Genomic DNA, 14,516 nt, shown 5'->3' with positions numbered 1-14,516 from the left:
TTGAGCCAATAGCACTCAAGTTCGGATTGTCAGGACCAGGAACGATGGAGGAGCCATGGCACGCATGGGCGGCATGATGCCGGGCCAGGAGGAGCAGCAGTCGGCGCTCGAGCAGTTCGGCACCGACCTCACCGAGATCGCCCGCTCGGGGCGGCTCGACCCCGTGATCGGTCGCGACGAGGAGATCCGGCGCATCAGCCAGGTGCTCTCGCGCCGCACGAAGAACAACCCCGTGCTCATCGGCGAGCCCGGCGTCGGCAAGACGGCCGTCGTCGAGGGCCTCGCGCAGCGCATCGTCGCGGGCGACGTGCCCGAGAGCCTCAAGGGCAAGTCGCTCGTCGCGCTCGACGTCAACGCGATGATCGCGGGCAGCAAGTACCGCGGCGACTTCGAGGAGCGCATGAAGAACGTGCTCGCCGAGATCGCGAAGGCCGAGGGCCGCATCGTCACGTTCATCGACGAGCTGCACATCATCATGGGCGCCGGCGCGGCCGAGGGCAGCCAGGGCGCGAGCAACATGCTCAAGCCGATGCTCGCGCGCGGCGAGCTGCGCCTCATCGGTGCGACGACGCTCGACGAGTACCGCGAGTTCATCGAGAAGGACGCCGCGATGGAGCGGCGCTTCCAGCAGGTCTACGTCGGCGAGCCGAGCGTCGAGGACACCGTCGCGATCCTGCGCGGCCTCAAGGAGCGGTACGAGGCGCACCACAAGGTCACGATCGCCGACAGCGCCCTCGTCGCAGCCGCATCCCTCTCGAACCGCTACATCACCGCCCGCCAGCTGCCCGACAAGGCGATCGACCTCATCGACGAGGCCGCGAGCCGGCTGCGCATGGAGATCGACTCGGCCCCGACCGAGATCGACCAGCTGCGCCGCACGGTCGACCGCATGGAGATCGAGCGCCTCGCCCTCAAGCGCGAGCGCGACGACGCGTCGAAGGAGCGGCTCGCCGAGCTCGAGGCGACGCTCGCGGAGCGCCGCACCGAGCTGGCCGCGCTCGACGAGCGCTGGCAGACCGAGCGCGCGAGCCTCAACCGGATCGGCGGGCTGCGCGAGCAGCTCGACGAGCTGCGCGGCCGCGCCGAGCGCGCGCAGCGCGAGGGCGACCTCGAGCGTGCCTCGCGGCTGCTCTACGGCGAGATCCCGCAGGTCGAGCAGCAGCTCAAGGAGGCCGAAGCGCAGGCCGCGGAGTCGGGTGCGCGCATGGTCGGCGACCAGGTGACGGAGGACGACATCGCCTCGGTCGTCGCGGCGTGGACGGGCATCCCCGTCGGCCGCCTGCTGCAGGGCGAGACCGAGAAGCTCCTCGCCCTCGAGGACGAGCTCGCGAAGCGCGTCGTCGGCCAGCGCGAGGCGGTCAAGGCGGTCTCGGATGCGGTGCGCCGCAGCCGCGCGGGCGTCTCGAACCCGAACCAGCCGACGGGCTCGTTCCTGTTCCTCGGCCCGACCGGCGTCGGCAAGACCGAGCTCGCGAAGGCGCTCGCCGAGCTGCTCTTCGACGACGAGAAGGCGCTCGTGCGCATCGACATGTCGGAGTACGGCGAGAAGCACTCGGTCGCGCGGCTCGTCGGCGCCCCTCCCGGCTACATCGGCTACGAGCAGGGCGGGCAGCTCACCGAGGCCGTGCGCCGCCGGCCCTACTCGGTCGTGCTCATGGACGAGGTCGAGAAGGCGCACCCCGAGGTCTTCGACCTGCTGCTGCAAGTGCTCGACGACGGCCGCCTGACCGATGGGCAGGGTCGCACGGTCGACTTCCGCAACACGATCCTCATCCTCACCTCCAACCTCGGCTCGGCCTTCCTGACCGATCCGACCATCTCGACCGAGACGGCGCGCGAGCAGGTCATGGGCGCGGTGCGGGCCGCCTTCAAGCCCGAGTTCATCAACCGGCTCGACGACATCGTCATCTTCGACGCGCTGACGCAGGAGGAGCTCGGCGCGATCGTCGGCATCCAGGTGCACGCGCTCGACCGGCGCCTGCGCGAGCGCCGACTCACGGTCGACGTGACGGATGCGGCGAGGCAGTGGCTCGGGGAGCGCGGCTACGACCCCGTGTACGGCGCGCGGCCGCTGCGCAGGCTCATGCAGCGCGAGATCGACGATCGGCTCGCGCGGGCGCTGCTCGCGGGCGAGGTGCGCGACGGCGACCGGGTGATCGTCGACGTCGCTCCCGGCGGCTCGGGCCTGTGGGTCGGCGCCGAGGGCGCGGAGCGGCCCGCGCAGTGGTCGTTCGACGCCGACGTGGTCGACGACGTCGACGAGGTGATCGACGCGGAGCCGCTCGACGAGCCGTGACCGCACGGCGCCCACGACGGCGGATGCCGCGTGAGCGCGCCCGGCACGGCAGAATCGAGCGGTTGCTGACCGCTCGTCGACCGGAGGACCGATCGTGGCCATCGCCCCGTCCAGTGCCGACAGCGAAGCGGGGCTGCCGCCGCTGACCGGCGGGCCGCACCGCGCCCGGCTCGGCGTCATCTCGATCGTCGCGTGCTTCGGCGGGCTGCTGTTCGGCTACGACACGGGCGTCATCAACGGCGCGCTGCAGCCGATGAGCGCAGAGCTCGGACTCGAGGCGCTCACCGAGGGCATCGTGACGAGCTCGCTCGTCTTCGCGGCGGCCTTCGGCGCGCTGCTGGGCGGGCGCGTCTCCGACGGCGTCGGCCGCCGCTCGACGCTCATCGCGCTCGCGGTGCTCTTCTTCATCGGCACGCTCGTCGTCGCGCTCGCACCGGGATTCGCGGCGGTCGTCGTCGGCCGCGTGCTGCTCGGGCTCGCGGTCGGCGGCGCCTCGACGGTCGTGCCCGTCTACCTCGCCGAGCTCGCGCCGTTCGAGATCCGCGGCTCGATCTCGGGCCGCAACGAGGTGGCGATCGTTTCGGGGCAGCTCGCCGCCTTCGTCGTGAACGCGGTGCTCGGCAGCACGCTCGGGCACGTCGACGGCGTGTGGCGCATCATGTTCGCGGTCTGCGCGCTCCCCGCGATCGCGCTCTTCGTCGGCATGCTGCGCATGCCCGAGTCGCCGCGCTGGCTCGCCGAGCGCGGCCGGCGCGACGAGGCGCTCGCGGTGCTGCGCTCCGTGCGCGCCGGCGAGCGCGCCGAGGCGGAGCTCGAGCACATCGAGGCCCGCGTCGCCGCCGGGGTCGCGCCGCGCGGTCGGGCTCGGCTGCGCCCGCTGCTCGCGAACCGCTGGCTGCGCCGCGTGCTCCTGGTCGGCATCGGCGTCGGCGTCGCGCAGCAGCTCACCGGCATCAACGCGATCATGTACTACGGCACGGCCGTGCTCGAGGAGTCGGGCTTCGACCGCTCTGCGGCCCTCATCGCGAACATCACGCCGGGCATCATCGCCGTCGTCGGCGGGCTCGTCGCGCTGCGACTCATGGACCGCATCGACCGGCGCACGACCCTGCTCACGGGCTTCGCGCTCACGACGCTGTGCCACGCGCTCATCGGGATCGCGTCGATCGCGCTCGAGCCGGGGGACCCCATCCGCCCCTTCGTGCTCCTCGCGCTCGTCGTCGCCTTCGTCGGCGCGATGCAGACGTTCCTCAACGTCGCGACCTGGGTCTACCTCTCCGAGATCTTCCCGCTGCGCGTGCGCGGCCTCGGCATCGGCATCGCCGTCTTCGCGCACTGGCTCGCGAACGGCGCGCTCGCGCTCGCGTTCCCGTCGCTGCTCGAGGCGGTCGGCATCACGGGCGCCTTCTTCCTCTTCGCCGCCGTCGGCGCCCTCGCGCTGTGGTTCATCGCGACCAACGTGTTCGAGACGCGCGGCCGCAGCCTCGAGGCGCTCGAGGCCGACATCGCGAGCGGCGAGCTCTTCGCGCGCCGCTGACGCCCGGTCAGTGGAACGGGCAGCCGCCGCCGGCGCTCGCCCGCGGCCGGCGGTGAGCGCTGCGCACGACGCCGCCCGAGGAGGGCCTCGTCGGCATGCGCCGGTGGCTCACGTCGAGGCCCTCGCCGAGGATCGTCACGCGCGGGTCGCTCAGCGCCGCGATCGCGCTCGTGAGCGTCGCGAGGGTGACCTTCTCGCCGGGGCAGCGGTGGCCCGTCGACGGATGCCCGCCGCCCTGCGGTACGAACGCGCCCATCGCCTCGATCTCGGCCCAGTCGTCGATGCCGACGAAGCGCTCGGGGTCGAACTCGGTCGCGCGCTCCCAGCTCTGCTCGTCGAGGTCCGTGCCGAGCACGTCGAGCAGCAGCAGGGCACCCGCGCTTACGCGCTCGCCGTCGAGCTCGACCTCGTCGACCGCGCGGCCCGGCAGCATCGGCACGAACAGCGCCGTGCGCCGCACCTCGTGCGCGAACGCGGTCGCGAGCGGGCCGCCGGTGAGCCTCCCGCGCTCGGCGGCCTCGGCCGCGATGCGCTCGCGCCACTCGGGCCGCTCGTGGAGGGCCTTCGCGGCGAAGGCGACGAACCGGCACACCGCGATCGCGGGGCGGAACGAGTTCTGCAGCTCGATGCCGGCGAGCCGCGCGGGCAGCAGCTCGCCGTCCGGGTCGCGGTGCCACGCCCACGCGTGCAGCGCGGTGCCCGTCCGCGCCTCGAGCTCGCCCGCGCGCACCGCCTCGATGAGCGCGCTCGCGTGCCGGTCCGACCACCAGCGGTTGACCATCGTCAGGAGGAACTCGGGGGAGTAGGGCACGCCGAAGCCGTCGACGATCTGCGCTTGCCGCCGCGCCCAGCGGGTCTTCGCCTCGGGCGTGCCCGGCAGGCCGGCCCAGCGCTGCATCGCGCGGCCGATCGCACCGACCGCGGCGTCGTAGGCCGAGCGCTCGCCGCCCGCGACCCAGTCGGCGAGCTCCTCGCCCCACTCGCGCTCGAGGTGCGGCTCGAGCCGGCGCACCTCGGCGTCGTCGTAGGCGAGGCCGAGGAACGTCCGCTTGCGGTGCCGGTGCTCCGCGGTGTCGAGCGAGTGCACCGAGCCGTGGCCGAAGAGCGACTCCTGGATGACCAGCGGCATGGCGCCGTGCCGGCGCACCTTGGACTCGTCGTAGAAGAGCTCGACCGCCTCCGCGCCGCGCATGAAGAGCGCGTCGCTGCCCAGCGCCTGCGTCCGCAGCGCGCGGGCACCCGGCCGGGCGCGCTCCCAGATCGTCTCGCTCGTGTCGTAGCCGCGGGTGAGCAGCAGGAGGGCGTCGTCCTTCAGGGGGTTTGCCATGCCCCGGACCGTATCGAGCGCACCTGGGCGCCCCTGCGGAGCCCCGGCCCCGCGCTGTCCGCGACCGAGCTCGTGCTCGTCAGCCGGCGTACGACTTCCTGACACTCGACGGCGCCGGGGCTAGGTGATGTCAGACCCCTGCTGATAGGCTGGGGTCACTGCGCGAGCAGGGCATCGCTGCCGGCTCGCCTGCGTCGTTGAACGCTCCTCTCTCCGCCCGGTTCTCGGGCGTCGATGAACCTTCCACGGCGAACGATCGCGGCCACCGCCGCGCTCGCCGAACTGCGTCGACGCATCCACCCAAGAACCCTGCCCGCACGAGTGTGCGGTCGGCCCGGATGCGCGCGCACGCTCACAGAAAGAGCAACCGTTGACTGACACCTCCACCACCGAGGCCACCCAGGCCCCCGAGGTCACCATGACCTTCGCCGAGCTCGGCGTGCCCGCCAAGCTCGTCACCGCCCTCAAGGCGATGGACCGCGAGCACCCGTTCCCGATCCAGGCCGACACCCTGCCCGACACGCTCGCCGGGCGCGACGTGCTGGGCCGCGGCAAGACCGGCTCGGGCAAGACCCTCGCGTTCTCGATCCCGCTCATCGCGCGCCTCTCGGGCGAGCTCGCGGGCGGCAACCGCCGCAAGGGGCTGCCGCTCGGCCTCGTGCTCGCCCCGACGCGCGAGCTCGCGACGCAGATCGCGACCGAGATGGCGCCGCTCGCGAAGGCCGCCGGCCTCACCGTCACGACCATCTTCGGCGGCGTCTCGCAGCGCCCGCAGGAGACCGCGCTCCGGAACGGCGTCGACATCGTCGTCGCGTGCCCCGGCCGCCTCGAGGACCTCATGAAGCAGGGCATCGCCTCGCTCTCGGCGATCGAGATGACCGTCATCGACGAGGCCGACCACATGGCTGACCTCGGCTTCCTGCCGGTCGTGACGAAGATCCTCGACAAGACGCCCAGCTCGGGCCAGCGACTGCTGTTCTCGGCGACCCTCGACAACGGGGTCGACAAGCTCGTCAAGCGCTTCCTCACGAACGAGGTCATGCACTCGGTCGACGAGGCGAACTCGCCCGTCGCCGCGATGACGCACCACCTCTTCGAGGTCGCGCCCGACGACAAGAACCTGCTCGTCCGCCGCCTCGCGTCGGGACTCGGCCGCCGCATCCTCTTCACTCGCACGAAGCACCAGGCGAAGAAGCTCGCGAAGCACCTCACCGCTTCCGGCATCCCCGCCGTCGACCTGCACGGCAACCTGTCGCAGAACGCCCGCGACCGCAACCTCGCCGCCTTCAGCGACGGCTCGGTGCGCGTGCTCGTCGCGACGGATGTCGCCGCTCGCGGCGTGCACGTCGACGGCGTCGAGCTCGTGGTGCACGTCGACCCGCCCATGGAGCACAAGGCCTACCTGCACCGCTCGGGCCGCACGGCGCGCGCCGGCACCGAAGGCGATGTCGTGACGGTCATGCTGCCCGCGCAGCGCGGCGACACGATGTCGCTGCTGCGGAAGGCGAAGATCGGCGTCCAGCCGCAGCAGGTGACGGCGTCGTCGGATGCGGTGGACGCGCTCGTCGGACCGTACGCGCCGCACGTGGCCCCGGTTCCCGGCGGCCCCGGCTCGGGCAACGAGATCCAGCAGCAGGGCGGCGGCGGCCGCTCGACCGGCGCGAACGCGCGCCGGAAGCGCGCGGCCCGCGAGGGCGTCGCCGGCTCGGGCGCGCACGGCGCCACGGCGGGCGCGGCGCGCTCGGACCGCCCGCGCAAGGATCGCTCGGGTCGCCCCGAGGTCAAGCAGGGCGCCGGTGCGGCCGGCGGCCGCGGCGGCCAGGGCGGCGGCCGCTCCGGCGGTCGCGCCGGTGCGCCGGCCCGCTCGGGCGGTCAGCGCTCCGGCGGCCAGGGCGGCGCGCCGCGCGGCGGCTCGTCGGTCGCGTGGTCGTCGAGCGGCGGCGGCTCGCTGCAGTCGGGCGCGTCCTCGGCCCGCTCGGGCGGCCAGCAGCGCCGCGGCCCGCGCCGCGCGCAGGGCTGAGCCCCAGCACCCGCTGTCCCACAAGAACGGCCCCCGGCTTCCGCCGGGGGCCGTTCCGCGTCTCACCAACCGCGGATGTGCACCCTCTTGCGGCCTGACTCGGCCGCGAGCGACAAGAGCGTGCACATCGCGGTCGACGGGCGACAAGAGCGTGCACATCGCGGCGGGTTCGCCGCCGCAGCACGGTCAGCGCGCGGCGAGCACCGCCGCGCCGATCGCCGCCGCGTGGTCGCCGAGCCGCGCGAGCTCGAGCCGCCGCGGCTGCGGCACGCCCTGCAGCGGCGCGTGCTCCGCGAGCTCGCGCTCGATGACCGGCAGCAGCAGGTCGGCCGTCTGCAGCATCACCCGCCCGCCGAGCACGACGACCTCGGGGTCGAAGGCCGGCAGCAGGCGCCGCAGCCCGGCAGCGACCGCGCGGCCCGCGCCCTCGAGCACCTCGAGCGCTCGCGCGTCGCCGGCCCGCGCCGCCTGCTCGAGGTGCATCGCGCTCGGCCGGCCGCCGGGCGCGAGCGCGACGGCCGCGGGCACCGCGGCGGCGTCCCGCGCGAGCGCGTTGCCACCCGCGAACGCCTCGACGCAGCCGCGCGCGGTGCACGAGCACACCGGCCCCGACTCGTCGACCGTCACGTGCCCGAGCTCGCCCGCGAGGCCGTGCGCACCGATGAGCGGCCGCCCGTCGGCGACGAACGCGCCGCCCACCCCGGTGCCGAGCGCGAGCAGGAGCGAGGACGACGCATCCGCCGCCGCCCCCATCGCCGCTTCGCCCATGAGGTAGCCGTCGGCGTCGTTGTGGATCGTGACGGGCATGCCGAGCCGCTCGGCGAGCGCGGGCCGCAGCGCGAAGTCGCGCACGCCCAGGTGCGCTGCCCACGTGATCGACTCGCGGTCGCGGGGCATCCAGGCGGCGATCGCGAGACCGACGGCGTCGATCGGCGCGTGCCCCGCCTCGGCGAGCTGCGCGTCGAGGTCGCGCACGGCGGCCTCGAGCGCGTCGAGCAGCGCCTCGGGACCGTGGATGCGGTGGGGTCGGTGGCTGCGCGCGAGCACGTCGTCGATGCTCCAGCCGGGCACCGCGGCATCCCGTCGCGCGAGGGCGGCCCCCGCGATCTTCGTCCCGCCCACGTCGAGGCCTGCGATCGTCACGGCTCCATACTGCCGCCTCGGCCGGCTGCCCTGCCTGCCACCCCTGCCTGTCACCCCCGGCCTGCCACCGCGGGCGGCCGCGAGCGGCAGGATGGGCGCATGCGGCTCGCGACCTGGAACATCCTCCACGGGCGCACGCCCGCCGACGCCGCCGTCGATGGAGACCGGCTCGCCCGCGCGGTCGCGGCGCTCGGCGCCGACGTGCTCGCGCTGCAGGAGGTCGATCGCGGCCAGCCGCGCTCCGGGATGCTCGACCTCACCGCGATCGCGGCGGCGGCGATGGGCGGCGCCGCGTCGCGCTTCGTGCCGGCGCTCATCGGCGATCCGGCGCGGCAGTGGCGGCCCGCCGGCGATGCCGACCTCGACGCGACCGCCGACGGCTACGGCGTCGCGCTCGTGAGCCGCCACCCGGTGCTGCGCTGGCACGTCCTGCGGCTCGAGCCCTCGGCGCGCTTCCGCGCGCCGCTGCGCGAGCCCGGCGGCGAGGTCACGTGGATCCGCGACGAGCCCCGAGTCGCGATCGCCGCGACGGTGCGCACGCCGACGGGCGACCGCACGATCGCCGCGACGCACCTCTCGTTCGTGCCGGGCGTCAACGTGCGGCAGCTGAAGCGCACCCTCCGCTGGCTCGAGGTGCTCCCCGGCCCGCGCATTCTCATGGGCGACCTCAACCTGCCGGCCGCCGTCGTGCGCCGCGTCGCCGGCTGGCACTCCCTCGCGCGGCAGCGCACCTTCCCGGCCGATCGCCCGATGGTGCAGCTCGACCATGTGCTGAGCGACGAGCGGCTCCCCGCGCGGCGCATCCGCGTGCCGCGCCCGCCGCTCTCGGACCACCTGCCGCTCGTCGTCGAGGTCTAGCGGGGGCACACTGGATGGCATGCGCATCCTGGTGACGGCCTTCGAGCCCTTCGGCGGCGACCCCGAGAACGCGAGTCTCCAGGCGGTGCGGCGCCTCGAGCAGGCATGGCGCGACGAGCCGCAGCCCGGCATCGAGCTCGTGACCGGCACGCTGCCGGTCGCGTTCGGCGCCGCGGGCCCGGCGCTCGCGGCGCTCGTCGAGCGGCATGCCCCGGATGCGGTGCTCGCGGTCGGCGAGGCGGGCGGTCGCTCCGCGATCACCCCGGAGCGCTGGGCGGTCAACGAGGACGACGCGCGCATCCCCGACAACGCGGGGGACCAGCCCCGCGGCACCGCGATCGACCCGGCCGGACCGGCCCGGCGACCGTCCGGCCTCGACGTCGACGCGCTCGTGAGCGCGATCCTCGCCGTCGGGCTGCCCGCGCACGCGAGCGACGACGCCGGGCGCTTCCTCTGCAACCACGTCGCCTACCTCGTCGCGGGGCTGCCCGTCGCGGGCGGCTTCGTGCACGTGCCCGCCGTGCGCTCGAGCGGCACGGCGAGCGTCGGCGACGAGACCGATCCCGGGTCGTCGGCCGACGCATCCGTCATCACCCACCAGGGCCGGGCGCTGACCTTCGACGACCTCGCGCTCGCGCTCGCCGCCGCCGTGCGCGCGATCGCCCGCGGCGACCGGGAGTCGCACGACGCCGACCGCGCGGAGGCCATCGCGCGCGTCGACCGCGCGGGCACGGTCGTCGCGGCGCCGCCCGAACGGGTCTACGGCGCGCTGCTCGACGCGGACGCGCTGCGGCAGTGGCTCGCGCCCGACGGCGCGACGGCGACGATCGAGGAGCTCGACGCCCGCGAGGGCGGCGGGTTCCGCGCCGTGCTGCGCTTCGACCGCCCCGTCGACGCGAAGTCGGGCGACGACGTCGACGTCTCGCGCGTCACGTTCGTCGAGCTCGTGCCGAACGAGCTCGTCGTGCAGCGCGTCGCGTTCGAGACCGCCGAGGAGCGGTTCGCCGGCGACATGCTCATGACGTGGCGGATGCAGCCGGTCGCGGCGGGCACGCGCGTCACGGTCGCGGCGTCCGACGTGCCGCCGGGCATCTCGCCGGCCGACCACGAGCTCGGCCTCGGCCAGTCGCTCGCGAAGCTCGCCGCCTACCTCGAGGGCTGACCGCCCGCCGCCGCCGCGGCCGCCGCGGCGCGGTCGACCCACTTGGGCGTCTCGCCGTAGCGCTGCGGCGGGATGAGCCGGCCGGCGGCGGAGTCGTCGGCGAGCTGCCTCGCCCGCTGCTCGCGCGTCGCCTCGCGCTTCGCGCCGAGCACCCACGCGATCGCTCCGCGACGGTAGGTCGCGGTCGCCTCGGCGAGGAAGGCGAGCGCCGCGGGCTGCTCGTCGAGGTGGCGCTGCAGCTCGGGCGGCAGCGCGGCGTCGGCGTTCTCGTAGGCGTACACCGCGGTGCGCTCGGGCCGACGCGCCTCGAACGCGGCGATGCCGGCCGGGTGCATGCGACCCTCCGCGAGCAGGCGCTCGACGTGGGCGACGTTCACCGCCGACCAGTTCGAGCCCGGCTTCCTCGGCGTCCACCGCTGGCGGCGCGCGTCGTCGTCGATGCGCTGCGAGAGCGAGTCGATCCAGCCGAAGCACAGCGCCTCGGGCACCGCGTCCGCCCACGTGAGCCCGCGCGGCGAGACGTGCTTGGCGTTGAGCCCCATCCACAGCTCGGTGGCCGTCTCGTGGTTGGCCTCGAGCCACGCGCGGAACTCCGCCGCGTCGCCGAAGAAGACCGCCGGGCGCTCGGCCGTGCCGCCGGGCGTGCCGGGCCGTGCGTCGGCGTCGGGTGCGTGCATGCGAACAGCGTGACAGGAGCGACCCACATACCACTCGACCTTCAGGCTGCGCTTGAGTGCCATGCGGCCCATTCGCCGCCCACTCCCAGGTTCGGGGTACATCGTCGGGAGCACGGCAACACACCGCAGCGGAGGTACGCCTCCGCCCGAATCAGGATGGACGGACGATGACGAACGTGCAGCAGCCCGGCGGCCCCACGGAGGACCGGACCACGGTCGGCGGAGCAGCGTCGGGAGCCGGCATGCCCGGCCAGACGAGCGCCGGCGGAACCAGCAGTGCGACGAGCGGCACCACGAGCGGTGCCCACGCGGCAGGCAGCGGCAGCAGCGGCTCCGGCAGCAGCGGCTCGAACGGCGGCGGCAAGGCCGACGCCGCGAAGGAGGAGGCCGCGAAGCTCGGCGGCACCGCGAAGGACGCCGGTCGGCGCGTCGCGGGCACCGCGAAGGAGGAGGCCCACAACGTCGCCTCGGAGGCGAAGACCCAGGGCAAGCGACTGCTCGACCAGGCGATGCACGAGGCGTCGTCGCAGACGAAGGCGCAGCAGCAGCGCGCGGCCGAGGGCATCAGCACCTTCGCGAGCGACCTGCGCGGCATGGTCGACGGCTCGGGCGGCGGCGAGGGCTTCGCCGCGCAGCTCGTGACCGAGATCGGCGACCGCGTGGAGTCGGCGGGCCGCTGGCTCGAGGACCGCGAGCCGAGCGACCTGCTCGACGAGGTCAAGTCGTTCGCGCGCCGTCGCCCCGGCACCTTCATCGCGATCGCCGGCGTCGCCGGCCTCGTCGTCGGCCGCCTCACGGCCGGCATGATCGGCCAGGCGAAGGCGGAGCGCGAGAGCCAGAGCTCGAGCGGCTCCTACGGCGCGGGCTCGTACGGGACGACGCCCTCCGGCGCCTACGGCGCCTACGACACCACCGGCACGACGGGCTACGGCACGACGGGCACCGGCACCACGGGCTACGGCACGACCGGCACCGGCTCGTCGGGCTACAGCACGGCCGACTACACGACCGGCACCGCGGGCGCCGGCGTGCAGGGCTCCGCCGCGACGGGCACGTACGGCTCCGGTCAGGCCGCGACCAACGCGCAGACGAGCGGCACCGACCCGGCCATCGGCGGCTACGACGCCGACACGGCCTACCCGGGCAGCGACGAGTCGGGCAGCCCCGCCGACCGCCAGCCCGGCACGCGGGGGGAGCGCGGGCTGTGAGCACCGAGTACAACCCCACCGGGCGCCACTCGCCGGAGGATCCCGCGGTGATCGCCGCGGACACTCCCGCCGAGGAGCGTGCGGCGACCCAGTCGGTCGGCGACATCGTCGGCGACCTCATGCGCGACATGTCGCAGCTCATGCGCGACGAGATCGCGCTCGCGAAGGCAGAGGGCACGGAGCAGGCGAAGCGCCTCGGCAAGGGCGCGGGCATGCTCGGCGGTGCCGGGTACGCGGGCCACCTGCTCGTCCTGTTCCTGTCCCTCGCGCTCATGTTCGTGCTCGGTGACCTCCTCGACCACCTCGGCTGGGGAGCCCTCATCGTCGGCGTCCTGTGGGCGATCGTCGCGGCGGTCCTCTACGTCATGGGTCGCAAGGCCCTCAAGGAGGTCGAGCCCATGCCCGAGACGGTCGACTCCGTCAAGCACATCCCAGACGCACTGCACACCAAGGAGGAGAACCGATGACCGAGACACCCGAGGAGATCCGCGCGCGGATTGATCGCACGCGCGAGAGCGTGAGCGGGGACGTCGACGCGCTGGCCGAGAAGGTGTCGCCGAGCGGCATCGTCGGCCGGGAGACCGAGCGAGTGAAGGGCAAGGTGAACGCCGTGAAGGAGCGACTGTTCGGCTCTGATGACAGCAGCGACCACGGCGTCGTCGGCCAGGCCGGCCACGACGTCCGCGGAGCGGTCGGCCACATGGGCGAGAACGTGCGCGGCACGGTCTCGAACGCCGGCGACAGCGTCCGCCACGGCGCCGACATGGCCGTGCGGAAGGCGAAGGGTAACCCCCTCGCCGTCGGCCTCATCGCCTTCGGCGTCGGCGCGCTCATCGCCTCCCTCATCCCCGCGAGCGAGCCGGAGAAGCAGGCCGCCCAGAAGGTGAAGGAGGGCGCGGAGCCGCTCATGGAGGGCGCGAAGGACGTCGCCAAGGAGGCTGCCGACAACCTCAAGGAGCCCGCCCAGGAGGCGGCGCAGAACCTCAAGGAGACCGCGCAGAGCGCCGGGGAGCACGTCAAGGACGAGGCGCAGGGCGCCGCGGGCGACGTGAAGTCCGACGCGGAGCAGGCGCGCGACCGCGTGCAGGGCCAGTCCGGCTCCTGAGTCGCGGACGACGGACCGAGGCCCCGGCGGAGCACCGCCGGGGCCTCGAGCCGTCTGCCCGCGGTGCGCTTACGCGCCCGCGGCCTCCCGCACGGCGCGAGCGAGCGCATCCACGTCGTCCTCGGTCGTGTCCCACGTGCACATCCAGCGCACCTCGCGGGCGGCGCGGTCCCAGTCGTAGAAGAAGAAGCGCTCGCGCACCCGGTCGGCGACGCCCTCGGGCAGCCGGGCGAAGACGCCGTTCGACTGCGTCGGGTAGGCGAACGAGACGCCCGGCACGTCCTCGACCGCGGCGCGGAGCCGCGCGGCCATCGCGTTCGCGTGCTCGGCGTTGCGCCGCCACAGGTCGCCGTCGTAGAGCGCGACGAGCTGCGCCGAGATGAAGCGCATCTTCGAGGCGAGCTGCATGTTGAGCTTGCGCAGGTAGACGAGCGCCTCGCCGACGCGCTGCTCGCTCGCGCGCGCCGAGAGCACGACGACCGCCTCGGCCCCCATCGCGCCGTTCTTCGTGCCGCCGAGCGAGAGGATGTCGACGCCCGCGTCGGTCGTGAACGCCCGCAGCGGCGTGTCGAGCGCGACCGCGGCGTTCGCGAGCCGGGCGCCGTCCATGTGCAGGAGCATGCCGCGCGCGTGCACGTGATCGGCGATCGCGCGGATCTCGTCGGCCGTGTAGAGCGTGCCGAGCTCGGTCGACTGCGTGATCGAGACCGCGAGCGGCTGCGCGCGGTGCTCGTCGCCCCAGCCCCACGCCTCGAGGTCGATGAGCTCGGGGGTCAGCTTGCCATCGGGCGTCGGCACGGTGAGCAGCTTGATGCCGCCGACCCGCTCGGGCGCGCCGCCCTCGTCGACGTTGATGTGGGCCGTCTTCGCCGAGACGACCGCGCCCCAGCGGGGCAGGAGCGCCTGCAGCGCGAGCACGTTCGCGCCCGTGCCGTTGAAGACGGGGAACGCCTCGGCCGCCTCGCCGAAGTGCTCGCGCACGACCTCCTGCAGGCGCGCGGTGAAGGCATCGGCGCCGTAGGCGGTCTGGTGGCCGCCGTTCGCTGCCGCGATCGCGTCCAGCACCTCGGGATGCACGCCGGAGTAGTTGTCGGAGGCGAAGCCGCGGAGGTCAGCGTCGTGGAGCATCTGCACGCATCCATCCTCGCAGTATCCGGATGCGCGAGCATCGCCGCGCGAGACG

At 74.2% G+C, this 14,516-nt stretch carries 12 protein-coding genes; 8 read left to right on the top strand and 4 right to left on the bottom strand.

The window, feature by feature from the left end; all coding sequences use genetic code 11:
• The first annotated feature begins 55 nt into the window (after positions 1-55).
• Both H508_RS13990 and H508_RS0102040 read left to right on the top strand, forming a co-directional pair.
• Complete coding sequence (locus H508_RS13990; protein ID WP_084154944.1) at positions 56-2,296, top strand: ATP-dependent Clp protease ATP-binding subunit; 2,241 nt, start codon at positions 56-58, stop codon at positions 2,294-2,296.
• 91 nt (positions 2,297-2,387) lie between these two features.
• Entirely contained in the window at positions 2,388-3,833 is a 1,446-nt protein-coding gene (locus tag H508_RS0102040; RefSeq protein ID WP_051222519.1) for a sugar porter family MFS transporter, read from the top strand.
• 7 nt (positions 3,834-3,840) lie between these two features.
• Here H508_RS0102040 and H508_RS13985 read toward each other — a convergent pair whose 3' ends face one another.
• Complete coding sequence (locus tag H508_RS13985; RefSeq protein WP_035253644.1) at positions 3,841-5,160, bottom strand: cytochrome P450; 1,320 nt, start codon at positions 5,158-5,160, stop codon at positions 3,841-3,843.
• Positions 5,161-5,578: 418 nt separating this feature from the next.
• Here H508_RS13985 and H508_RS0102030 point away from each other — a divergent pair, with 418 nt between their 5' ends.
• Entirely contained in the window at positions 5,579-7,180 is a 1,602-nt protein-coding gene (locus tag H508_RS0102030) for a DEAD/DEAH box helicase (RefSeq protein ID WP_026372829.1), read from the top strand.
• A gap of 186 nt (positions 7,181-7,366) precedes the next feature.
• On the opposite strand, the gene H508_RS0102025 is transcribed toward H508_RS0102030, so the two are convergent.
• Positions 7,367-8,323 carry an ROK family protein gene (locus tag H508_RS0102025; protein ID WP_026372828.1) on the bottom strand — a complete coding sequence of 319 codons (957 nt, stop codon included), beginning with the start codon at positions 8,321-8,323 and terminating at the stop codon, positions 7,367-7,369.
• Positions 8,324-8,422: 99 nt separating this feature from the next.
• Between H508_RS0102025 and H508_RS0102020 the strand changes: the two genes are divergently transcribed.
• Together H508_RS0102020 and H508_RS17770 are read left to right on the top strand one after the other, a co-directional pair.
• Positions 8,423-9,181: an endonuclease/exonuclease/phosphatase family protein gene (locus tag H508_RS0102020; protein ID WP_026372827.1), complete on the top strand. Its 759-nt coding sequence runs from the start codon at positions 8,423-8,425 to the stop codon at positions 9,179-9,181.
• Positions 9,182-9,200: 19 nt separating this feature from the next.
• Positions 9,201-10,343: a pyroglutamyl-peptidase I family protein gene (locus H508_RS17770; protein ID WP_084154940.1), complete on the top strand. Its 1,143-nt coding sequence runs from the start codon at positions 9,201-9,203 to the stop codon at positions 10,341-10,343.
• Here the strand turns inward: H508_RS17770 and H508_RS0102005 are convergent.
• Complete coding sequence (locus H508_RS0102005) at positions 10,328-11,020, bottom strand: YdeI/OmpD-associated family protein (protein WP_026372826.1); 693 nt, start codon at positions 11,018-11,020, stop codon at positions 10,328-10,330. The two genes, H508_RS17770 and H508_RS0102005, sit on opposite strands and share 16 nt — an antisense overlap.
• A 167-nt stretch (positions 11,021-11,187) precedes the next feature.
• Here H508_RS0102005 and H508_RS17765 point away from each other — a divergent pair, with 167 nt between their 5' ends.
• The 3 genes from H508_RS17765 to H508_RS0101990 are packed head-to-tail and all read left to right on the top strand — an operon-like array spanning position 11,188 to position 13,333.
• Positions 11,188-12,228: a hypothetical protein gene (locus H508_RS17765; RefSeq protein ID WP_051222517.1), complete on the top strand. Its 1,041-nt coding sequence runs from the start codon at positions 11,188-11,190 to the stop codon at positions 12,226-12,228.
• Between the two features lie 47 nt (positions 12,229-12,275).
• On the top strand, positions 12,276-12,695 hold the full coding sequence (locus tag H508_RS17760; protein ID WP_035253642.1) for a phage holin family protein: 420 nt from the start codon (positions 12,276-12,278) through the stop codon (positions 12,693-12,695).
• Complete coding sequence (locus H508_RS0101990) at positions 12,692-13,333, top strand: DUF3618 domain-containing protein (protein WP_026372824.1); 642 nt, start codon at positions 12,692-12,694, stop codon at positions 13,331-13,333. The genes H508_RS17760 and H508_RS0101990 overlap by 4 nt, the downstream gene beginning before the upstream one ends.
• Positions 13,334-13,402: 69 nt before the next feature.
• On the opposite strand, the gene H508_RS0101985 is transcribed toward H508_RS0101990, so the two are convergent.
• On the bottom strand, positions 13,403-14,461 hold the full coding sequence (locus H508_RS0101985) for a threonine aldolase family protein (RefSeq protein WP_035253875.1): 1,059 nt from the start codon (positions 14,459-14,461) through the stop codon (positions 13,403-13,405).
• Positions 14,462-14,516 lie beyond the last annotated feature (55 nt).

The organism is Agrococcus lahaulensis DSM 17612 (assembly GCF_000425105.1).
In the GTDB taxonomy this organism is placed as follows: domain Bacteria; phylum Actinomycetota; class Actinomycetes; order Actinomycetales; family Microbacteriaceae; genus Agrococcus; species Agrococcus lahaulensis.
The sequence above is the reverse complement of the archived record's forward strand: the minus strand, read 5'-3'. Positions and strand labels throughout refer to the sequence as shown.